General features: G+C 58.7%; 21 protein-coding genes. 8 read left to right on the forward strand and 13 right to left on the reverse strand.

Translation table 11 applies throughout. The features are described 5' to 3' along the window. Positions 1-131: 131 nt before the first annotated feature. The gene (gene rodA / locus Q5H93_RS19795; protein ID WP_305008398.1) at positions 132-1,430 is read left to right on the forward strand and encodes a rod shape-determining protein RodA; all 1,299 of its coding nucleotides are present in this window, start codon (positions 132-134) and stop codon (positions 1,428-1,430) included. Between the two features lie 23 nt (positions 1,431-1,453). Here the strand turns inward: rodA and Q5H93_RS19800 are convergent, their stop codons facing one another. Together Q5H93_RS19800 and Q5H93_RS19805 are read right to left on the reverse strand one after the other, a co-directional pair. Next, positions 1,454-2,509, reverse strand: a complete 1,056-nt coding sequence (locus tag Q5H93_RS19800) for a hypothetical protein (RefSeq protein ID WP_305008399.1) — start codon at positions 2,507-2,509, stop codon at positions 1,454-1,456. Positions 2,510-2,521: 12 nt separating this feature from the next. Continuing rightward, the gene (locus tag Q5H93_RS19805; RefSeq protein ID WP_305008400.1) at positions 2,522-3,733 is read right to left on the reverse strand and encodes a DUF8457 domain-containing protein; all 1,212 of its coding nucleotides are present in this window, start codon (positions 3,731-3,733) and stop codon (positions 2,522-2,524) included. A gap of 37 nt (positions 3,734-3,770) precedes the next feature. Between Q5H93_RS19805 and Q5H93_RS19810 the strand changes: the two genes are divergently transcribed. The 4 genes from Q5H93_RS19810 (at position 3,771) to recO (ending at position 8,090) form a co-directional block, all read left to right on the forward strand. Further along, the gene (locus Q5H93_RS19810; protein ID WP_305008401.1) at positions 3,771-4,091 is read left to right on the forward strand and encodes a 2Fe-2S iron-sulfur cluster-binding protein; all 321 of its coding nucleotides are present in this window, start codon (positions 3,771-3,773) and stop codon (positions 4,089-4,091) included. 116 nt (positions 4,092-4,207) lie between these two features. Further along, the gene (locus Q5H93_RS19815; protein ID WP_305008402.1) at positions 4,208-4,831 is read left to right on the forward strand and encodes a thymidine kinase; all 624 of its coding nucleotides are present in this window, start codon (positions 4,208-4,210) and stop codon (positions 4,829-4,831) included. 72 nt (positions 4,832-4,903) lie between these two features. Then, positions 4,904-7,279, forward strand: coding sequence for a type IX secretion system anionic LPS delivery protein PorZ (gene porZ / locus Q5H93_RS19820; RefSeq protein ID WP_305008403.1), 2,376 nt, complete (start codon positions 4,904-4,906; stop codon positions 7,277-7,279). A gap of 88 nt (positions 7,280-7,367) precedes the next feature. Beyond that, a complete protein-coding gene (gene recO / locus Q5H93_RS19825) occupies positions 7,368-8,090 on the forward strand; it encodes a DNA repair protein RecO (RefSeq protein WP_305008404.1) in 723 nt (240 codons plus the stop codon). Positions 8,091-8,154: 64 nt separating this feature from the next. On the opposite strand, the gene Q5H93_RS19830 is transcribed toward recO, so the two are convergent. The 5 genes from Q5H93_RS19830 to Q5H93_RS19850 form a co-directional block, all read right to left on the reverse strand. Beyond that, positions 8,155-9,057, reverse strand: coding sequence for an FKBP-type peptidyl-prolyl cis-trans isomerase (locus Q5H93_RS19830; RefSeq protein ID WP_305008405.1), 903 nt, complete (start codon positions 9,055-9,057; stop codon positions 8,155-8,157). Between the two features lie 41 nt (positions 9,058-9,098). Continuing rightward, positions 9,099-9,629 carry an FKBP-type peptidyl-prolyl cis-trans isomerase gene (locus Q5H93_RS19835; RefSeq protein ID WP_305008406.1) on the reverse strand — a complete coding sequence of 177 codons (531 nt, stop codon included), beginning with the start codon at positions 9,627-9,629 and terminating at the stop codon, positions 9,099-9,101. A 9-nt stretch (positions 9,630-9,638) separates the two neighbouring features. Next, positions 9,639-10,238 carry an FKBP-type peptidyl-prolyl cis-trans isomerase gene (locus Q5H93_RS19840; RefSeq protein ID WP_305008407.1) on the reverse strand — a complete coding sequence of 200 codons (600 nt, stop codon included), beginning with the start codon at positions 10,236-10,238 and terminating at the stop codon, positions 9,639-9,641. A 93-nt stretch (positions 10,239-10,331) separates the two neighbouring features. Next, positions 10,332-11,303 carry an FKBP-type peptidyl-prolyl cis-trans isomerase gene (locus Q5H93_RS19845; RefSeq protein ID WP_305008409.1) on the reverse strand — a complete coding sequence of 324 codons (972 nt, stop codon included), beginning with the start codon at positions 11,301-11,303 and terminating at the stop codon, positions 10,332-10,334. Between the two features lie 38 nt (positions 11,304-11,341). After that, a complete protein-coding gene (locus tag Q5H93_RS19850; protein ID WP_305008411.1) occupies positions 11,342-12,388 on the reverse strand; it encodes a DHH family phosphoesterase in 1,047 nt (348 codons plus the stop codon). Between the two features lie 224 nt (positions 12,389-12,612). On the opposite strand from Q5H93_RS19850, the gene Q5H93_RS19855 reads away from it, so the two are divergent. Continuing rightward, the gene (locus Q5H93_RS19855; protein WP_305008412.1) at positions 12,613-13,020 is read left to right on the forward strand and encodes a nucleoside-diphosphate kinase; all 408 of its coding nucleotides are present in this window, start codon (positions 12,613-12,615) and stop codon (positions 13,018-13,020) included. A gap of 128 nt (positions 13,021-13,148) precedes the next feature. On the opposite strand, the gene Q5H93_RS19860 is transcribed toward Q5H93_RS19855, so the two are convergent. The 6 genes from Q5H93_RS19860 to Q5H93_RS19885 form a co-directional block, all read right to left on the reverse strand. Then, positions 13,149-14,438: a nucleoside permease gene (locus Q5H93_RS19860; RefSeq protein ID WP_305008413.1), complete on the reverse strand. Its 1,290-nt coding sequence runs from the start codon at positions 14,436-14,438 to the stop codon at positions 13,149-13,151. A 114-nt stretch (positions 14,439-14,552) separates the two neighbouring features. Beyond that, on the reverse strand, positions 14,553-15,683 hold the full coding sequence (locus Q5H93_RS19865; RefSeq protein ID WP_305008414.1) for an alkene reductase: 1,131 nt from the start codon (positions 15,681-15,683) through the stop codon (positions 14,553-14,555). 224 nt (positions 15,684-15,907) lie between these two features. After that, the gene (locus Q5H93_RS19870) at positions 15,908-16,522 is read right to left on the reverse strand and encodes a superoxide dismutase (protein WP_305008415.1); all 615 of its coding nucleotides are present in this window, start codon (positions 16,520-16,522) and stop codon (positions 15,908-15,910) included. 99 nt (positions 16,523-16,621) lie between these two features. Beyond that, the gene (locus tag Q5H93_RS19875; protein WP_305008416.1) at positions 16,622-17,065 is read right to left on the reverse strand and encodes a nucleoside deaminase; all 444 of its coding nucleotides are present in this window, start codon (positions 17,063-17,065) and stop codon (positions 16,622-16,624) included. 97 nt (positions 17,066-17,162) lie between these two features. After that, entirely contained in the window at positions 17,163-17,717 is a 555-nt protein-coding gene (locus Q5H93_RS19880; protein ID WP_305008417.1) for a hypothetical protein, read from the reverse strand. Positions 17,718-17,779: 62 nt separating this feature from the next. Further along, the gene (locus Q5H93_RS19885) at positions 17,780-18,214 is read right to left on the reverse strand and encodes a T9SS type A sorting domain-containing protein (RefSeq protein ID WP_305008418.1); all 435 of its coding nucleotides are present in this window, start codon (positions 18,212-18,214) and stop codon (positions 17,780-17,782) included. Between the two features lie 358 nt (positions 18,215-18,572). Between Q5H93_RS19885 and aspS the strand changes: the two genes are divergently transcribed. Next, positions 18,573-20,336, forward strand: a complete 1,764-nt coding sequence (gene aspS / locus Q5H93_RS19890; RefSeq protein ID WP_305008419.1) for an aspartate--tRNA ligase — start codon at positions 18,573-18,575, stop codon at positions 20,334-20,336. A gap of 7 nt (positions 20,337-20,343) precedes the next feature. Then, a complete protein-coding gene (locus tag Q5H93_RS19895) occupies positions 20,344-20,787 on the forward strand; it encodes a hypothetical protein (RefSeq protein ID WP_305008420.1) in 444 nt (147 codons plus the stop codon). Positions 20,788-21,107: the final 320 nt, after the last annotated feature.

Here is a 21,107-nt window from a genome sequence, read left to right on the forward strand (position 1 = left end):
AACCTTTTACACGTACAGCCTGCCGCTTTTACCAGCGGCAGGCTGTTTGCTTTTACACCAGTCTCCGCGCCAGGGCTGCTAGTTATTGCTGAAGCTGTGGATAGGTATAGTTTGGGGTTAAGTTTAACGCGATGAATCAAGCAACTCCTGCACGGTATAGCCGAAGTATTGATTGGCCAACGGTGTTATTGTATGTGATATTGGTCGGGCTGGGGTGGCTGTCGATTTATGCATCGAGCTATTCGCCGGATGCTCCGGCTAACCCTCTTTCGTCTTTGAGCTTTGACCAGTTGATGACTTTCAATTGGTTTAAGCAGTTGCTGTGGATTGGAACAGCGGTTGTGTTGATAGTGGTGCTGTTGGTGTTGGATTATAAGGCCTACGATACGTTGGCTTATATTCTGTATGGCGGGATGGTGGTGCTGCTGCTGATTACTATGTTTGTGGCTCGGCCGATTGCGGGGTCGAGGTCGTGGCTGGAGCTGGGGCCGGTGCGGTTGCAACCGGCGGAATTTGCCAAGTTTACTACAGCTTTGGCGGCTTCGCGATTTATGGCGGGGATTAATTTGCGGTACCAGAATTGGCGTGACCAGCTGGTGCTGGCAGGTATAACGTTGTTGCCACCACTACTAATAGTTGCGTCGAATGAGTCGGGGCAGGCGTTGGTTTTTGGAGCGCTGCTGCTGGCTTATTTTCGGGAGGGCATGTCGCCTTTGATTTTGTTATTGCTGGCGGCAGCGGGAGTTATCCTACTACTGGCACTGCTGGTGCCTAAGTTGTGGCTGATTGGCTTTTTTACAGCGGTGCTATTGGGGGTTTTTGTTGCGAATCGGAGGGTGTTTCGGCACTTTCTACCGCTTTCAGTGGGAGTGTGGGCGACGGTGATAGGAATGGTGCTGGGGGTAGATTTTTTCTATAATAATGTGTTGCAGCAACACCAGCGGCAGCGGATTGAGGTGTTGATTAATCCATCGGCTGACCCACTGGGGAAGGGGTGGAATGTGACGCAGAGCAAGATTGCGCTTGGGTCGGGCGGATTTTTAGGCAAGGGGTTTTTGCAGGGGACTCAGACTAAATTTGACTTTGTGCCTGAGCAGAGTACTGACTTTATATTTTGTACGATAGGGGAGGAGTTTGGCTGGCTGGGGAGTGCCGTGGTAATTGGGCTTTATCTGACATTGTTGTGGCGGATAGTGTATGTGGCGGAGCGGCAGAAATCCGTGTTTGGGCGGACGTATGGGTACTGTGTGGCCAGTATATTATTCTTCCACATGACGGTGAATATGGGCATGACGATGGGGCTGGCTCCGGTAGTGGGCATACCGTTGCCATTCTTCAGCTACGGTGGGTCGTCGCTGTGGTCGTTTACCGTGTTGTTGTTTAGCTTGCTGGCAATTGATGCTTATCGGAAGCAGGATTTGCTGCGATAATGGCTGGAAGCTGCGTAGCGGTACTAGCTTTGTAGCAAGGGGCGCCAATTCTTGAGGGAATTAGCTAGGAGGACTACGAAAAGAGGGGCGGCTAAATACCCCATGCGGCCTAAGTCGCCGGACAGTAGCATGTGTATTGCGACAATAGCTACAAACCAGAAGTCGGCGCTTTTTAGAAAGTTGAACCCTTCAGAAGCTATTGATAATGAGGTGCTGGTTCGGCTTTTCTTGAGAAAAAAAGCAAATGCGGGGATGAGCGTGAAGAAGCCAAAGATGCTCAGTAACTCGCCAATGCCTTTTGGAGAAGCGGCCCGGTGCAGGGAATAGCGGATGTTCTCCAGGTGATTTAGCGCGTTGGAAACGGTTTCGGTGGAGGCGGCGGCGATGCTGCGGTCGATGTAGTGATGCGTTAGAGCTAGCGTCAGGCAGCCGATAATTAGCGCTATGGCTTGTTTGGGCCACGACAGGGCGGGGCGGCCAAACCAGAAAATCCACGGTAGTAAAAAGACGAAGGATTCTTTGGCTAAGGGGCCGAGGAGCAGGCTGAGAGCAATGGCCCAGCCAGCACCGGAGCCGCGACGGCAGGCGTAGTAGCTTAAGCCAAAGATTAATAGGTATAAACTGTCGGTGAGGGGAAGGCCCGCCCCGTATTCGGCCCAGCGGCTGGAGAGGACGGCCAGCATAGCTAGCGCAGCGGCTTCGGCCGGGGCGCCGCTGAGGCGGGCGGTGTTGAACCAGGTGGCAGCGGCGGCGGCCAGCAGTATGCAATTGACAAGGTAGAACGCGAAGCGTAGGGGCCAGAGACCGGCCGGGCGCTGGGGCCAGATGTGGCCGTACACCTTAGCGACGGGCGCGGCTACGATGGCCGCGGCGGCAGGCACCAGTATCCGGTAGCGGCGGGTGACGCTTACGCTATCGAAGCGGCCGGTGGCCATGCGGAGATAGCCGCGGGTATCGAGCGAGTGCGAGAAATCGTAGTGCACGTACATGGGGTAGGCCAGATTGGCCAACAGGGCCATGGCCAGACACCAGGGCAGAAACCAGCGGCGGCTACGGGTGCCGGGAGCAAACAGCTGCACGATAGCGCGGGCTTAGGCGAACTTCCGCTCGATGAGCTTCAGGAGCTTATTGACGTGTTCTTCCTTGCGGTTGTTGTTCCAGCCGTAGCGGCTGGCGAGGTCGGAAGTGACGTAGGTGCGGGCTTCTTCGGCCGTGGGCAGCGAGTCGAGGTGCTGGATGGCGGCGTGGTATTCCATGTTTTCGCCGTTGAACAACTCGTTGATGAAGCTGAAGCGCTGGTTGATGGAAATAGCTTCGCGCAGGGTTTCTACCTTGGGGGCGCTACGCTCGGTGAAGGAGGCGGTGCCGGCCCGGAGCGTTTCGGCGAGCGGGGCAGCGGCGGGTTGAGATGCTTTGAGCTTTTCGTGGAGCGGGATGGCATCGGTGGGCTCCTGGGTGGGCTGGGGCGTTACGGTAGGCTTGGGCTCAACGAAAGTGGGAATAGCTGGAGCCGGCTCGGCTACCGGCGCAATTACTGGTTCCGAAACCGGAGCAGGCGGCGGGCTGACTGGCATCGGAGGAGGAGTTGGAACAACTGGCGCGCTGGCTGGCGGCGCTGGGGCGGTGGGCTTTTCGACGATGGTAGCCGGGGCTGAAGCAGCGGATACCGGACCATCCTCGCGCAGGTCGGCTTCGGTAAGGGGCAGCAGGCTGCTGAGCGTGGCTACCAGCCGTTGCATGGGCTGGTGGGCCTTATAATTGGCAGCGTGGTAGAGTTCGAAGCGGTGATGCAGGAATTCGGGCGTGAGCTCCGGAGACGGCGGCAGGCTGTCGATGAAACCCGTGAAAAAATCTTTGTCGATATCGAAGTAGCGCAGGTTGTCGCGCAACTGCGCGCTGGTGGGCTGGGTGGTGTTGCCGAGAAGCAGACGCTCGAAAGTGCCAATAGGGTCGGCCACGATGAGCAGCGTATCAGCGGCGGCGCGGGCCAGCAGCGGCTCGAAGGCGACGCGGTCGAGCCGCATATGGCGCGACAACACGTTCATAAACTGCGTGAGGGCCGCCTGCACGGCGGGCGCTTCAAAATCGAAATAAGGGCTGCGCAGGCGGGCTGTTTCGCTCTGCCACTGCTGCAGAAGCTGGCGCATCACCAGCAGATTGAGTTGCCGGACGGGAGTAAATTTCAGGATAGCCGGGCCGTCGAGGCTGGCATCGGGCTGGGAGGCAAAGTGCTGGTCGCAGAGCCGGGCCGCGAGGCGGCGACCGTATTGCTCGCACTTGGCGAGGCTATATTTGTCTTGCATAAGAAAGGCCGGTTTCAATGGCCGAAGTTAGGCATAAATGCCCCTCCTGACCGTTCAAAATTTGCCCGGCGCCGTTATCGAAACCCCGCCCGAAACCACGCTACTGGCCGCGCTGCAGGCCGCGGGCTTCGACTGGCGCCACGCCTGCGGGGCCAAAGGCCGCTGCACTACCTGCCGGGTGCAGGTGCTGGCAGGCGGCGAAAACCTGGCGCCCCTCACCGAAGCTGAACGTCGCTACAACACCGCCGGGCGGCTCCGGCCCGATGAGCGGCTGACCTGCCAGGCCCGTCTGCTGACGGGCGAATTGCTGGCGCGCGTGCCCGAAGCCACCAAGCTGCCACACGTGCAGTATGAATAACAAAGCAAGATGCTGAGTGAGCGTAAGTAGGCCTTCGTAGTCGAGAACAAGGCTGGCATCCTGCCGGCTTGGTACTTAACTTTAGGGTTCAAAACCACCTCAACTCCGTATTCACTTTGTTTATTGAACCCCGCGTTGGCAACCGCCACCATGCGCCCCACCGGGGCTGGATTGAAGTGGTGTGCGGCTCGATGTTTTCGGGCAAAACCGAAGAACTTATTCGGCGGCTGACCCGCGCCCGCATTGCCCGGCAGCAGGTTGAGATTTTTAAACCCGCGCTAGATACCCGCTACCACGCCGAAGATGTGGTGTCGCACAATGCCAATAGCATCCGCTCGACGCCAGTGGCGCTGCCGGCCGAAATTCTGCTACTGGCGGCCGGGTCGGATGTAGTGGGCATTGATGAGGCCCAGTTCTTCGACAGCTCGCTGGTAGAGGTGTGTGAGCAGTTGGCCAACAATGGTGTGCGCGTAGTGGTAGCCGGGTTGGATATGGATTACCTGGGCCGGCCTTTCGGCCCGATTCCGGCGCTGCTGGCCACGGCCGAGTTTGTGACCAAAGTGCACGCCGTGTGCGTGTGCTGCGGCGAAATAGCTTCCTATTCCTACCGCATTGCAGCCAGCGAAAGCCAAGTGCTACTGGGCGAAACCGATTCGTATGAAGCGCGCTGCCGGCCGTGCTTTCTGGCGGGCATGCAAGCCAAGCAGCCGGCTAGTATTCAGGCGGCGGCCACGCACTAAATAGCCACTGTTGGCGTTGTTAGAACGCTACGCTTCGGCGGTAATTTGTTTTTAGGGGTTTTCTTTTTGGCTATGACGCACGTCTTTCGCAGCTTTTGTTTTTTTCTTTCGCTGGTGCTGCTGAGCGGTATGGTCCGGGCGCAGAGCGTAGGCTACGGCGACTGGCAACTCCACTTGCCCGCCAACCGGCCGCTATACTTGGCCGATGCCGGCGACCGCATATACGTAGGCACCGAAAGCTCATTCTATTTTCTGGATAAAGCGCAGAACACAACACACATGCTGTCGCGCCGCGATGGACTGAGCGATGTGAACGTAGCCGGGCTTGACTACGACCCGGCTACGAAGCAAACCGTGGTGGTGTACCGCAACAACAACATTGACATTATTCAGCCCAATGGGAAAGTCCGGAACCTGAATGATGTGGCCCGAAAAGCCATTTCGGGTACCCGCAATGTAAACCAGGTAAAGGTGCTGGGTGACCGGGCGTACATCGCTACCGATTTTGGCTTGGTGGTAGTGAATCTGACCAAGCTGGAAATTGCGGACACTTACAGCACTATTGGCGCCAATGGAGCGCAGGTGCAAACGTATTCGGTTACTACTGCGCACGATACCCTGTTTGTGTCAACTTCGGAAGGCCTGCTGCGGGGGCGATTGAGCAGCTCCGTCAACCTGCTTGACTACCGTAACTGGACGAAAATGCCGGCCGCTGGCAGCCGGCCACGACACATACTGGCTACACTGAACGGCACCGTATACGCCGGCTCGTATCCGGAAGGAGTAGTATATGCTTACGCACCGCGGCAGAATTCCCCGGCTGGCGGTACCTGGCTTTTCGCAGGGTATGGCGGCAATTTGTTTAAGCTGCGCACTATTGCTACAGGGTTGCTTTTGTTGGGGGAAAATGCAGATGTTCAGTTGCTATCCCGGGGTAGTGATGGCAGCTTTTCACAAACTGTGCTGATTCCGAAGAGCACGGCGGGCATACGCACCTACGACGGCTTACGGGCCGACGATGGCAGCTACTACATCGCCGACTACAATCTGGGATTCCGGCATATTGTGCCAGGCCCTGCGCCGACGGTAGAGTTATTCCAACCTAATGGTCCGCAGGGGCGCCTGGGATTCAGCATCCTGGCCGATTCGCGTAGTAATACAGTTGATGTATTTGCCGGCCTTTATAGTGACCGTTATGCCCCACAGGGCTCGGGCGGAGCATTTTACGAATACGCGCTTGGGCAATGGACCAATTACACGCGCCAGTCCTTGCCTTCGGCTACCGATTTGCCGCAGCTACGCGATTTTGTGCGCGGCGCCCGCACGCTCGATGGCAGCACCCTGTACATCGGAAGCTACGGCGACGGGCTGGTGAGGTGGAATGGCGTAGGAAACTACGAAGTATTCGATGCCAGGAACAGCATCCTGAAGAATGCCACTACCGGGCCGGATGATAAAACGTGCTATATCGGCGACCTTGCCACGGCCGCTGATGGCAGCATCTGGCTAACCAATCGGCACGGCTTGCAGCAGACCTCGGGTTTATTCAGGCTGGACCCCAGCACTTCGCCGCCTACCCTGACTTCACCTACCGCTTTTCGGGAAGGAATGCAGATTCTTGACCGCCTGGCGCTGGATGACAATGGCTTCGTGTGGGCATCAGTGTCGCGCAAGACAGACGGCACTTCCGCCGCGCCGGGCATCATTGCCGTAGACCCGGTTAGCAACCAGACGAAGCACTTTTCCTCGGCCGATGGCCTGCCGAGCAACGAAGTGTATGATATTGTGAAAGACCAGACGGGCGATATCTGGGCGGCCACGCTGCTGGGGGTAGCCCGGCTAAGCGGGCCGGGAGGGGCCTTCCTATCTGAAGTAAGCTTTCTGACGCCCAACGTTACCCGCGGCGAAGGCGCCGGCTTTCCGGCGCTCTGGAACACAGCGGTGCGGGCAATGGCCGTCGATGGTGCCAATCGCAAATGGTTTGGTACCGACGAAGGGCTCTGGCTGTTCAGCGCCGATGCTAACGAGGCGCTGCTGCACTTCACCACCGATAATAGTCCGCTGCCCTCCAACCGCATTGTGGATGTGGCTGTGAACGACCGCACCGGCGATGTATGGGTGTCTACCGACGGCGGTGTGGTATCGTACCGCGGCTCGGCCACGATAACCGAAGGCAAACCCAACTGCACCAAGGTTTCGCCCAATCCCGTGCGGCCGGATTATACTGGTGTAGTAGGCGTTTCGGGTTTGGCTAACAATGCACTGGTAAAAATTACGGACGTGGCTGGCCACCTGGTGTATGCCACCACGGCCACCGGCGGCACCCTCACCTGGAACATGACCGATGCCAATGGTCAGCGCGTGCGCTCCGGCGTGTATCTGGTCCTGTCGTCGGATGCGGATGGTGGCAATACCTGTGTAAGCAAGGTGGCGGTACTGAGCAAATAATAAAGCGGTTAGCTGGGAGCTATCAGCTGTTAGCTTTCGTTCGAAAAAAGCCAATAGCTAACAGTCATAAGCTAACCGTTTAATAAATATGCTAGTTAAAACCCGGGGCATTGTCCTCAGCTACCTGAAATACCGCGAAACGAGCATCATTGCCCGCATCTACACCGAGCGGCTGGGCGTGCAGAGCTACGTGGTGAATAGCGTGCGCAAGGCCAAGCCGCCGGGTCGCATCGCCTTGTTTCAGTCCTTTACGCTGCTCGATTTGGTGGCCTATACGCCCAAGGGCAGCAGTACCCTCTCGCGCCTGTCGGAATACCGTTGCGCTGAGCCATTCCAGACGCTGCCTTACGATGTGCAGAAAAGCAGCGTGGTGCTGCTGCTGTCGGAAGTCGTATCGCGGGCCGTGCGCGAAGAAGAGCCCAACGAGCCGCTGTTTAATTTTCTACACGACACCATGCTGGCTTTCGACCAGCAGGAAACCGGCACGGAGAACTTTGCGCTGATTTTTCTGCTGCACCTGGCGGGCTACCTGGGCTTCGGGGTGAGCACGGGCGGCGAGCTGGTGGACCAGGTGATTATGGCGGGCAGTGCGCCGACGAGCTACGGCGTCAGCAGTCCGCCCACGCTGCGGTTGCGCGAGTTCGAAGGCTATTTTGATGAGCTGCTGGGCAACCCGTTCCAGAGCACTATTCCCAATGGCCGCGTGCGCCGCGAGTTGCTGAGTGTAGTCATTCGCTACTACCAGCTGCACGTGGAGCAGATGGGCGAAATCCGCTCGCTGGATATTTTGTCGGAAGTGCTGGCGGAATAGCCGTTTGGGTACAGTGCAAATAATAACGAAGAAGGCCGCTGGATTCCAGCGGCCTTCTTCGTTATTACTTGATGTCGGTGACTTCAACTTCGAAGCGGAGCACCGAATTCGGCGGAATATTGGGCCCCGAGCCCCGGGCGCCGTAGCCCAGCGCCGAAGGGATGTACAGCACGGCTTTACTGCCCTTCGGCAGCATCGCCACGCCCTGGTCCCAGCCCTGGATTACTTGGCGGCGGCCCAGCACAAATTCGAAGGGAACGTTGCCGTGCTTAACCGAGGCGTCGAACTCGGCGCCGGTGCTGAGAATAGTACCCCGGTAGAGCACGCTCACCGTTTGGCCAGGCTGGGGCAAAGGGCCGGTGCCGGGACGCGTGACGAGGTAGTATGTGCCGCCGGGCGTTTTTTTGGCCGTGGCCTTACGGCTTTTTAGATAAGCCAGAATCTGGGCTTCGTCCTTGGCCACCAGCTTGGCTTTTATTTCTTCCTCCGAAGTCAGCTCAAAAGCCCGGAAAGCGGCTACGAACATATTGCCGCGTTTGGCGATGAACGCCGGCACGGGCTGATGGAAAGTTTTCTTAAACACCGAGTCGGCCTGGAAGCGAAACACGGCGCTGTCGCCGGGCAGTAGGAAACTCATACCCTCTTCGATGCTGCCGGGCGTCGGCTGGGCCATCAGGGGGAAGGGCTGGGCCAGCGGCCCCATCCGGCGCGAGTCGATGAGCACCGAGTCGCGGCCATTGAGGTACTGAAAGTGGGTGGTGAGAAGCTTACCGACCCGACTGGCGTAGGGCGCATCACCGGGCGGATTGAGCGGGCGGGGCTTGAATTTGCCGGCTTTGTCGCGGCGGAACAGGCGGTATTCGATGCCCGAAGGCGTCCGTTGGAATTCGGCAGTTGCCGTTTGGGCGACGGCCTCGCTGGCAATACCCAGCGCAAGCAGGCTACCACAGAAAAGAGAAAAACGCATCGAAAAAGCAAAGTAAAATGCCGGACGGCCGGGCCAACACCCTAGCGCACACTCACGACGTACAACTCAAACACCAGTTCCGTATCGGGCGGAATAACGAAAATCTGCTCATTATCGAGGTCCGTAAAGCCTTTGGCACCGTAGGCCATGTGGGCCGGAATCCAGGCCCGCACCCGCGAGCCGGCGGGCAGCACCTGCAACAGCTCATCCCAGCCGGGAATTACCTCGCCGCGCGCTACCCGAAACCGTAGCGGGCCACCCGAAGCAGCCGTAGCGTCGAAGGCATGGCCATCGGGCAAAAAGCCGGTGTAGCGCACCGCTACCCGGCTGCCGGGCTGGGCCGTGGGGCCGGTGCCGCGCACATGAAACACGTAGCGTACGCCGCCGGGCGTTTGCTGCGTTGCCAGCTTTGCGGTGTCGGCAGCGGGTGGTGGAGCAGTGGGAACGCCGGGCACCGCAGGCTTGGCAACATCCTGTGCGCGCAGGCCGTCTGGGGCACCGAACCATACCACGCCAGCCAGCGCCGTCAGACGCCACACCGATAGCAGACGCAGAAGGGCTGGTCGTTGCACAGGTAAAGATTATAGAACGTCGAGAACCTCAATGTCGAATGACAGCACGGCATTCGGGGGAATGGTATAGCCCGTGTTGGTGGCATTAACCTGACCGGCAGTGCTAAAGGCCAAGCGCGAGGGAATCAGCAGTAGTTTGCGGTCGCCTTCGCGCATCGTCAGCAGGCCTTCGCTGAAGCCCGCGCCAAAAGGCGAGGCTACCCCACCGGTGAAAACTGCGCAGCCGCAGGTCGAATGATTTTCCGAAGAGTTTTCGAAGATACCACCAGGAGGAAACAGCGTGTTGTTGTAGCTATTGTTCAGAAAGCGGCCGACGTATTTCACCCGCACCTGCTTGCCTGCCGTGACGGCGGTGCCGGTAGCCGGGCCCGCCGTCAGCGTCACGATGGACAGGCCGGTAGCGGTGGTCTGCGCGCTGTTGACGTAACCGTTGCGACGGATATAGTTCTGAATGGTATCGTTGTCGATAATCTTATAGGCTTCCGTCTGCTCGCGTATCGACTTCATGTAAGCCGTTTCGGTGTTGCAGCTCCAGAAGGCCGGCACGGCCAGCACCAGGAAAAATAATGCCTTCAGGGCCGGGAAAGAAAACAACGTGCGTTTCATCATCTTAGGGGTAAAAATAGACAATCCGGCCGAGTAACCGGCCGGATTGTCCTTTAGAGAGACGTCCGGCCGGCCACCCGGCCGGACTGTGCAACACTACTTCACGTCAACCAATTCCACTTCGAAGCGCAGGGGCGAGTCGGCCGGAATGTCGGCGCCCGCTCCGCGCTGGCCGTAAGCCAAGGTCGAGGGAATCAGCAGGATGGCGCGACTGCCCTTGTTGAGCAGGGCAATGCCCTCGTCCCAACCCGGAATCACCTGGCCCTGGCCCAGCGGGAATTCGAATGGCTTGCCGGCTTTGGCCGACGAGTCGAACTCCTTGCCGCTCAGTAGCGTGCCGGTATAGTTTACGCTTACCTTCTGGCCGGGCTTGGCGTTGGTGCCAGTGCCGGCTTTCAGAATCTGATAGTACATGCCCGACGGGGTTTTCTTCACCGTCAGGTTGTTTTTCTTGATGTAGTCCTGCAGCACTACGTCGTCCTTTTTCAGCTGCTCGGCAGCGTAGGACATCATTTCCTGCTGCTGCTTGGCCATCATTTTCTGCTGCAGGTCCTGCTGCATGGCTTGGGCTTCTTTCTCTTCCACCAGCTTGTCGGTAGCCAGAGTCATGACCACCACGTTGCCAGCCTTTTTGAGGTAGCCGGGCACGGGGCGGCCGGGGCCTTTGAAGAGCGAGTCGGCCGAGAAGCGGAACACGCCGCTGTCGCCGGGCTGCAGCAGGGAGAAGGCTTCCTCGGGGCCGCCCATCTGCTTGAGCTCCATCAGAGGCAGAGGCACGGGGGCGCCGATTTTCTTGCGGGTATCTTCCAGCACCGAGTCTTTGCCGGTACGGTAGGAGAGATGGCCGGTCAGGAACTTACCGATGCGGCTCTTGAACGTCGGGTCGATGCCGTTGGCTACGCTTTTGAAAACGTACTTGCCGCCTTCTTTTTTGTAGATTTTGTATTCGATGCCGGATTTGGTTTTAGCAAATTCGCCATCGCCTTTGTTACAGGCCGTCAGGGTTGCGAAGCCCAGCAGCCCGGCCGCCAGGGCCAACTGCCGCGCAGGGCGGGAGGAAAAAAGCATGAAGTAAAAAGAAGGGAAAAAACAAGAATGTCGCAAAGTTACGCCACGGGGGGCGCAACCGCCAGCGGCGCGCCCGTCAGCTGCTCCTGGTACTCGGGCAGAATGCTCAGAAAGCGGTCCACCGTCTCATCCAAAGTCTGGTAGCTGATGCCGCCGGAAGCGTTGTGGTGCCCGCCGCCGTCGAAATGCCGGCGCGAAAAGTCGCTTACCGAGAAGTCGCCCACCGAGCGGAAAGAAATTTTGACGGCCACGCCGCGGTCGATGAAAACAGCCGCAAACACGATGCCCTCGATGCTCAGCGCGTAGTTCACCAGGCCCTCGGTATCACCGGTTTTGCTCTGGTACTCGCGCAGCTCTTCCTGCGAGATGGCAATGTATGCCGTGTTGTACTTACGGTTTACCACTAGCTTGTCCTTCAGCACGTAGCCCAGGAAGCGCAGGCGGATTTCGGAGTGCGAGTCGTAGATGCGGCGGTGTACGGCCGAGAGGTCGATGTTGACCTTGAGCAGCTCGGCGATGATGAGGTGGACGTTGCGCGAGGTGCTGGGGTGGCGGAACGAGCCCGTGTCGGTCATGATACCGGCGTAGAGGCATTCGCCCATTTCTTTGGTAATCAAGTCCTGGTCGCCGAGGTCGCGGATGATTTCAAAAATCATCTCGGCCGTTGCCGCCGCCTTGGGTTGCGAAAAGCTGATGTCGGCGAAGTTCTCAGGCTGCTGGTGGTGGTCAACGAGCACCTTCACGGCCGGTGAGCTGCGCACGTAGTCGCCGAGCTCGTTGATGCGGTTCAGGCAGCTGAAATCGAGGCAGCAGATAACGTCGGCGCGGTGAAAGAGGTCCCGGACCTGGGCGTCGTTCTGGCGCTTTTCGTAGATGACGACCTCGTCGTTGCCCTCCATCCAGTTGAGGAAGGCCGGGTAATCCGACGGCGCTACCACCGTGACGTGGTGGCCCCGCTGCTTGAGGTAGCCGGCCCAGGCCAGGGAAGAGCCCAGCGCGTCGGCGTCGGGCTTGTGGTGCGTGGTGATAACAACCTGCTGCGGCTGCGCCAGCAAAGCCTGCAGCGCGGATATGGGAGTGGACATTGACTACGTAAATGACCTAAGAATACAACTAAGCTCCGGGCGGTTAGAAATAAAACCGGGGCGCAAAAGTCGGAAGAAATCCGTTCCCAACAACGGCGCCCCCCCGAAAGGTTCTCCAAAACCCGGCCAACGGGGCCCGGCACTCGCCGAACGCGGGCCGCTCGTTATCTACTACTTTTGTGGCGAAATTACCCTCAACTTCTTTTTAATAAGACTCCCAAAAAATGGCCACAAACCGCACGTTCACGATGATTAAGCCCGATGCCACGAAGGACAACCACATTGGTGGCATCCTCGGCATGATTGAGCAAGGCGGCTTCCGCATCGTTGAGCTTCAGAAAGTTGAACTAACCCCGGAGCGCGCCGGCGAATTCTACGCCGTGCACAAAGAGCGTCCCTTCTACGGCGACCTCGTGAAGTACATGTCGAGCGGCCCCATCGTAGCCGCCATCCTCGAGAAGGACAACGCCGTGGCTGATTTCCGCACCCTCATCGGCGCCACCAACCCGGCTAACGCCGAAGACGGCACCATCCGGAAAAAATATGCCAAGAGCATCGAAGCCAACGCTGTGCACGGCTCGGACTCGGACGAGAATGCCGAAATCGAAGGCAAGTTCTTCTTCGGCAAATAAGCCGTAACGCGGAGTTTTATTCCGCGAAATCAATCAAAAAGCCCGCTCAACCTAGGTGTTGAGCGGGCTTTTTGATTAGGCCCAAAGGCTGACTTTTTTTGTGCCTTTTTTATACTGCCGGGCTTGCGCTACGCCTGCTCTACTGATAGCACGGCCTCGTCGGGGTAGGCGCCATCGAACTCCTGCTTGGTGTGTTTGTGCTTGAAAATAAGTACGAACAGCACCGCAATAACCAATGCGTAGGCTGCGAAGCACAGCCAGATGCCGTGCCAGTCCTTAGTGCCGTCGGCAGCGGTGAAGTACTGCTGAATGACGATGCCGCTGATGGAGCTGCCGAGCACGGCGCCAAAGCCGTTGGTCATCATCATAAACAAGCCCTGGGCACTGGCGCGGATGCTGGGGGCCGTCTGCGTTTCGACGAACAGCGAGCCCGAGATGTTGAAGAAGTCGAAGGCCATGCCGTAGACGATGCAGGAGAGCACAATCAGCCAGATACCAGGGTTATCGGGGGTGCCGTAGGCCAGCAAACCGAAGCGCAGTACCCAGGCAATCATGCTAAACAGCATCACCTGCTTGATGCCGAAACGGCGCAGGAAGAACGGAATGGCCAGAATGAACAGCGTTTCCGAAATCTGCGAGATGGACATGATGATGGCCGGGTATTTCACGGCCAGCGTGTCTTTGTAAGCCGGTACTTTGTCGAAGTCGTGCAGGAAGGTGTCGCCGTAGGCATTGGTGAGCTGCAGGGCGGCGCCGAGCAGCAGCGCAAACAGGAAGAAGGTAAGCATCTTACGGTCGCGCAGCAGCGCAAATGATTTCAGGCCCAGAATTTCGCCGAGTTTCTGGCTGTCGGTTTTCTGCTGGGTGGGTGGGCAGGCGGGCAGCGTGAACGAATAGATTCCCAACACAAAAGCTGCCCCGGCCGCTACGTAAAACTGGCTGGCCGACTTTTCGATGCCGAGCAGGCTCACGGTCCACATGGCCACGATGAAGCCGATAGTACCCCACACGCGAATGGGCGGGTAGTCCTTCACTACGTCGAGCCCCTGGCGCTTCAGGATGGAATACGACACGGCGATGGACAGCGCCAGCGTGGGCATGTAGAAAATCATGTTCAGCAGGATGACCCAGAAGAACGTGTTGGGGTCGTTGACCAACGGGATGGTGCACAGGGTGATGCCGCCCAGTAGGTGCAGCAAACCGTAGAGCTTCTCGGCATTCACAAACTTATCGGCCACGATGCCCATGAGCGAGGGCATGAAGATGGACGCGATGCCCATGGTGGAGAAAATGGCGCCAAACTGCGCGCCCGACCATTGCTTGGTTTGAAACCAGTAGGCGCCAATGGTTATCAGCCACGAGCCCCAGATAAAAAACTGTAAAAAGCTCAGGATGGTAAGGCGCAGCTTCGTATTCATGCGAAAGCAGGAGAGGATAAATAATAAAGTCGGCCGGGGCCGTGAACGTCAAAGATAAATAAAAAAGCCCCTGCGCGTGGGCACAGGGGCTTTTGAAAAAACCGTGGCAATTGCCTACGCCTGATAGTCGGGTGCAAACGTTCCCGCTGGCTGGCCGTTGGCCGTGGGGTAATCGGTGTAGCCGTCGGCCCAGCCGTTGGGGCCGGGGGCGTAGAAGGTGGCGAAATCGGGCTGCGCCAGCGCGGCACCGGTTTGCAGGCGTTCCACTAGGTCGGGGTTAGCGAGGAAGGGACGGCCGATGGCCACGAGGTCGGCCTGGCCAGCCAGGGCACCTTCGATGGCGGCGACGGTATTGTAGCCGCCGGCCAGGATGAGCGTGTTGGTGAACTTGGCGCGGAAGGTGGCTACCGTTTCGGCGGGCACGGCCGGAGCGCCCATGCTGGAGTGGTCCACGAGGTGTACGTACACGAGGTTGAGCTTCTGCAGCTCCTCGGCCAGGTAGGCGTAGGTTTCGTCGATTTCGGGGTAGTGCGGCATATCGGAGGCCACGCCCCAGGGTGAGAGGCGGATGCCGGTGCGCTCGGCGCCGATGGCTTCGGCCACGGCCCGGGCTACTTCGAGCACGAAGCGGGCGCGGTTTTTTACACTGCCGCCGTAGTCGTCGGTGCGCTGGTTGGAGTGGGGGCTCAGGAATTGTTCCAGCAGGTAGCCGTTGGCGCCGTGCAGCTCCACGCCGTCGAAGCCGGCTTCGATGGCCAGCTTGGCGCTTGCTACGAATTCGCCGAGGACGCGGCCCAGTTCCTCGGTTTGCAGGGCGCGGGGGGTACCGTTGGGCTGCATCTGGGCCTGGTCGGTCCACATGTCGCCGGCGGCGGCGATGGCGGAGGGGGCAACGCCCTGGGCGCCTTCGGGCAGGTTGTGGGCGTGGAAGATGCGGCCGGCGTGCATCAATTGCACGAAGATGTGGCCGCCGTGGTGGTGCACGGTTTCGGTCACGCGCTGCCAGTTGGTGACCTGCTCCTGGTTGTAGAGGCCGGGCATGCGGGCGTAGCCCATGCCGTCGGCGGCGGGCGAGGTGCCTTCGGTGATGATGAGGCCGGCGGTGGCGCGCTGGCGGTAGTACTCGGCCATCAGCTCGTTGGGCACGCCGCCGAGGGCGCGGCAGCGCGTCATGGGGGCCATCACGAGGTGGTTGGCGAGGGTCAGGTTGCCCAGCTTGGCGGGGGCGAAGGTTTGGTTCGACATTTTTAAAGGTTGATTGAAATGCGCTGGTAAAGTCTGTAGGTACACGGATTGTTTTTGCGGCACTGTCATGCTGAGCGCAGCGAAGCATCTTCTCACGCCCAGACGATTGAGTTACTGCGTCGTTCCGGCGCGATAGGATGCTTCGTTACGCTCAGCATGACAGACGAAAAAAGGCCCGTCTCCTCACGGAAACGGGCCTTCTTAAAATAAAAAAAAACGAAGCCTTACATCGGCGTAGCCTCCGCGAAGCGGCGGTTCACCTCATCCCAGTTGATGAGATTGTAGAACGCGGCGATGTAGTCGGGGCGACGGTTCTGGTAGTGCAGGTAGTAGGCGTGCTCCCACACGTCGAGGCCCAGTACGGGGATGCCTTTGCAGCCCTGGTCGGGCATCAGCGGGTTGTCCTGGTTGGGGGTCGAGCAGATTTGCACCGAGCCATCGGCCTGCTTGCAGAGCCAGGCCCAGCCCGAGCCGAAGCGCGTGGTGGCGGCTTTGGTGAATTCTTCCTTGAATTTCTCGTAGCTGCCGAAGGTCTTGGTGATGGCTTCGCCGACGGCCCCGGTGGGCTCGCCGCCGCCGGTGGGCGAGAGCACGGTCCAGAACAGCGAGTGGTTCCAGTGGCCGCCGCCGTTGTTGCGCACCGCGGCTGGGGCTTTGGCAATGTTGTGCAGGATTTCCTCCAGCGACTGCCCTTCCATCTCGGTGCCGGCAATGGCGTTGTTGAGGTTGGTTACGTAGGCCTGGTGGTGCTTCGAATGGTGGATTTCCATCGTCTTCGCGTCGAAGTGAGGTTCCAAGGCGTCGTAGGCGTAGGGGAGGGCGGGGAGTTCAAAAGCCATAATAAGAGAGGTGTTTGGGGATGGTTGTTGAAAGGGAAGGGTAGGAGTATAACCGGCGGCTGGCCTGTAGGGTTAAGCTGTCGGGCAGTCAAAAGTAAATTATTTCCGCTTTAAAGCGAAGAAATCGCGCATTAGCGCCACGCATTCGTCGGCCAATACGCCGCCCAGCAGCTTGGTGCGGGGGTGTAATAAATGGCCAAAGCGCCGAAAACCCACCTTCAATTCCTCGGCCCCGAACACCACCCGCGCCACCTGGGCCCAGTAGCTGGCCCCGGCGCACATCACGCAGGGCTCCACGGTAACGTAAAGCGTAGCCCCGGCCAGGTATTTATTACCGACGTGGTTGGCGGCGGCCGTTAGGGCCAGCATTTCGGCGTGGGCTGTCACGTCGCGCAGGCGCTCGGTCTGGTTGTGGCCCCGGCCGATGATTTTATTATCTAACACCACGACGGCGCCGATGGGAATTTCTTCCTCGGCCAGCGCTTGTTGGGCCTCCAGCAGGGCCTGGCGCATGAAATACGTATCGGAAAAATCTGTTGTCATGCTGAACGCAGTGAAGCATCCTCTCGCGCCGGAACGATTGAGTTACTGCCTCGTTGTGGCGTGAGAGGATGCTTCACTGCGTTCAGCATGATAGGTACTACTTCAGCACAATCCCATCCATCACCGCCTGCGCGGTTGCCTGCCACTGGGCCTGCTCCTCAGCGGGCGCATCAAACGTAAAAATGTACACCTGCTGCTTGTCGATGGCATACTGCACCATCTGGTATTTCTTGATGGGCGCCAGCTGCCCGCTGCGCTTGCTATCCGTCACGGTCGACACGAATTCGAAGAAAATGAAATCGCGCTTGTTCACCGTGCGGATGTCTTCTTTCAGAAACTCAACTTTCGAATACAGCCGCTGGATGCTGGACTTGTAAATCTTGATGAGCACCCCGTAGTCCATGCTTTCGAAGGTGGTAGGGCGGGTGCCCACGCTGAAATCGACGCGGCCCGCCGGGTTGGTGTACACAGCCAGGGGCTTGCGCGGGGCCGGGTATTTCACGGCAATGCCAGCGTCGGGCATGGCTACGAAGGTGGCGGGCACGCCCACCGTCAGGTTCGGGGCCAGCTTGGTGGCGGTGAGCTTGGGCTTGGGCGCGAAGGCCATCAGGGCCAGCAGCACCAGCAAAAACGGCAGGATTTTAACTTTCATGGGTACAAAACAACGCAACAAAAAAAACAATGCCCCGCCCTTCAGGGGCGAGGCACGAGGCTTTAGCGGCTGGTGGGGTACTTGATGCGGACCTTCTTCCAGTACACGTAGTTGTCGATTTTGGCTTCGACCAGGTAGGTGCCAGCCGGGATTTTTCCCAAGTCCACCGGCGCGCCGGTGTAGGTGGCCGGGTCGAGGTCGGTGCGGTAAATGACCTTGTTTTTATAATCCGTCATCACCAGCGTGCCGGGCTTGGTGAACTGCTGCGAGAAGCTCAGCATGACGCTGTTCGATTTCGACTTGGGGTACACGTCGATGCCCGACAAGGTTTCGATGCGCTTCACCGGGCCGTCGAGGGTCACGGCGCCGGGCTCGGCTTTGGCTTTCACCGAGGTGCCGGTCGAGGTTTTGGCTTTGGTCTTGACTTTGGTTTGGGCCTGGGCGGTACCGGCGGCCAGCAAAGCGGCGGCCAAAGCGAGCGTGGGGAAAAATTTCATGGCGAGGGGAGGGGTTGAAGAAGACAAAGGAACGGACTTGCCGGGGCTCTTTGCATGCGCCGTGCCAAAATAGCCGGCGTCGGTTTACCGAAAAGAGCCGAAAAACGTTTTTCAGAGGCCTATACATTGGTCGAGGTGCCTGAAAAACGTTTTTCAAGCACCCATACATTCGCCCAGGTGTCTGAAAACCGTTTTTCAGGCACCTACACATTGGTACATGCCTCTGAAAAACGTTTTTCAGACACCTGTACATTCGCACATGCCTCTGAAAAATCAAAACACTATGTTTCGGGAGGCCCGAAAACCGTGCGGAACGCCCCCGCCTACGGCCTAACTTTGCCAAAAATCCCGATACCGTATGTTACGTACCCACACCTGCGGCGAATTGCGCCCGGAACACATTGGCCAAACCGTCACCCTCTGCGGCTGGGTGCAGCTCACCCGTGACAAGGGCGGCATCCTTTGGATTGACCTGCGCGACCGCTACGGCCTCACCCAGCTGGCCCTCGAAGAAGGCGTGGAAAGCGACGAAGTGCGCGCCGTGGCTCGCGAGCTGGGCCGCGAGTTCGTGATTAGCGTGACCGGCAAAGTGGCTGAGCGCTACTCCAAAAACCTGCACATCCCGACCGGCGAAATCGAAATCCGCGTCGAGCAGCTGGAGGTGCTGAACCCCGCCAAGCTGCCGCCCTTCCTCATCCAGGACGACACCGACGGCGGCGACGACCTGCGCATGAAGTACCGCTACCTCGACCTGCGCCGCAACCCCGTGCGCCGCAACCTCGAGCTGCGCCACCGCGTGGCCCAGGCCACCCGCCGCTTCCTCGACGGCCAGGATTTCATCGAAGTCGAAACCCCCGTGCTCATCAAAAGCACCCCCGAAGGCGCCCGCGACTTCGTGGTGCCCTCCCGCATGAACCCCGGCGAGTTCTACGCCCTGCCCCAGAGCCCCCAAACCTTCAAGCAGCTGCTGATGGTAGCCGGCTTCGACCGCTACTTCCAGATTGTAAAGTGCTTCCGCGACGAAGACCTGCGCGCCGACCGCCAGCCCGAATTCACGCAGATTGACTGCGAAATGGCCTTCGTCGAGCAGGAGGATATTCTCAACGTGTTCGAGGGCCTCATCCGCTACTTGTTTAAGGAAGTCAAGCAGATGGAGCTCACCGAAGTGCCCCGCATGACCTACGCCGAGGCCATGCGCCGCTTCGGCAACGACAAGCCCGACGTGCGCTTCGGCATGGAGCTCACCGACCTCACCGCCACCGCCCAGGGCCAGGGCTTCCCCGTGTTCGACAGCGCCGAGCTGGTGCTGGGCATCAACGCCCACAACTGCGCCCCCTACACCCGCAAGCAGATTGACGAGCTCACCGAGTGGGTCAAGCGCCCGCAAATCGGCGCCACCGGCCTCGTCTACGCCCGCGTCGAGGCCGACGGAACCGTGAAATCCTCCGTTGATAAATTCTACTCGCAGGAAGAGCTGCAGAAGTGGCGCGAAGCCCTGCTCGGCAACCCCGGCGACCTGCTGCTGCTGCTGGCCGGCCCCGCCACCCGCACCCGCAAAGCCGCCAGCGAGCTGCGCCTCGAAATGGGCCGCCGCCTCGGCCTGCGCGACCCCAACACCTTCGCCCCGCTCTGGGTGGTCGATTTCCCGCTCCTCGAATTCCTCGAAGAAGAAGGCCGGTACTTTGCCATGCACCACCCCTTCACCTCGCCCAAGCCCGAAGACCTGGCCCTGCTCGACAACCCCGCCACCATCGGCCAGGCCCGCGCCAACGCCTACGACCTCGTCATCAACGGCGTCGAAATCGGCGGTGGCTCCATCCGCATCCACGACCGCACGGTGCAGGCCCGCATGTTCGAGCTATTGGGTTTCTCGCCCGAAGAAGCCCAGGCCCAGTTCGGCTTCCTGCTCGACGCCTTCGAGTACGGCGCCCCGCCCCACGGCGGCCTCGCCTTCGGCTTCGACCGCCTCTGCTCCCTCTTCGGCGGCTCCGATTCCATCCGCGACTTCATCGCCTTCCCCAAAAACAACTCCGGCCGGGATGTGATGATTGACTCGCCCTCGCCGATTGCCGATGCGCAGCTCAAGGAGTTGAGCATTGCCACGGCGGTGGTAGGGAGGTAGTAGCAGTATGGAGCCGCAACCCTACCCGTATGCATTTTATAATGTCCGTTGGCATGGTTACTTCGCTTTGCTGATGGGGGTAGGGTTTCTGCTTATAACTGTTATTGGCCTCGTCGGTAATCGGGCAACAGAATCATCAGCTGTATTTATGCTGGCTGTTGCTGGCGTGTTCTTATGGCTCGGTTGGCGTACAGTGAATGCCAAAGGCGCTGTTTTGCAATTTGGTCCTGAAGGAATTTGGACTCCTAAATTGGGCACATTGCTGTGGCAGCAGGTTCTCATTGAATATCGTACTTCTTCCTCTTACAAGTCGGGTAGTGTTGAAGTACTAGCCATACTCGACAGCCGCACACGGCAACAGTTAGATTGGGTCAGCTTGTCTTCGCTGAAAGGACCAGTGTATAAGGTGAAAGAGCTTTTAGCAAGCTATAAGAAAGCTAAAATTGTGTAGAAACGGAAAGCGGCGACTGGGGAATCAGTCGCCGCTTTTGTGTCTTCTGTTTATCTCAGGTAACTCCACGTACTGACTACGCAGACAACCACCCATAAAAGCCACATAATAGCTGTTTCCTGTTTGATAGGACGTTTTATGAAATAACTCACTAACCGCATGAGGCCTAGTGTTAACAACGGGAGTAGCAAAAAAGCAATTGCTCGGCCCAAGACTATACTCGCAATAGGTATACCGCTGGCAAGTTCTGACTCCCCTGAGCGCAGAACTACCAAGCTAATAATGTTAATGGCTACTGCTAGCCAAAACATGATGAAAAG

Source organism: Hymenobacter aranciens, assembly GCF_030580865.1.
GTDB classification, from domain to species: domain Bacteria; phylum Bacteroidota; class Bacteroidia; order Cytophagales; family Hymenobacteraceae; genus Hymenobacter; species Hymenobacter aranciens.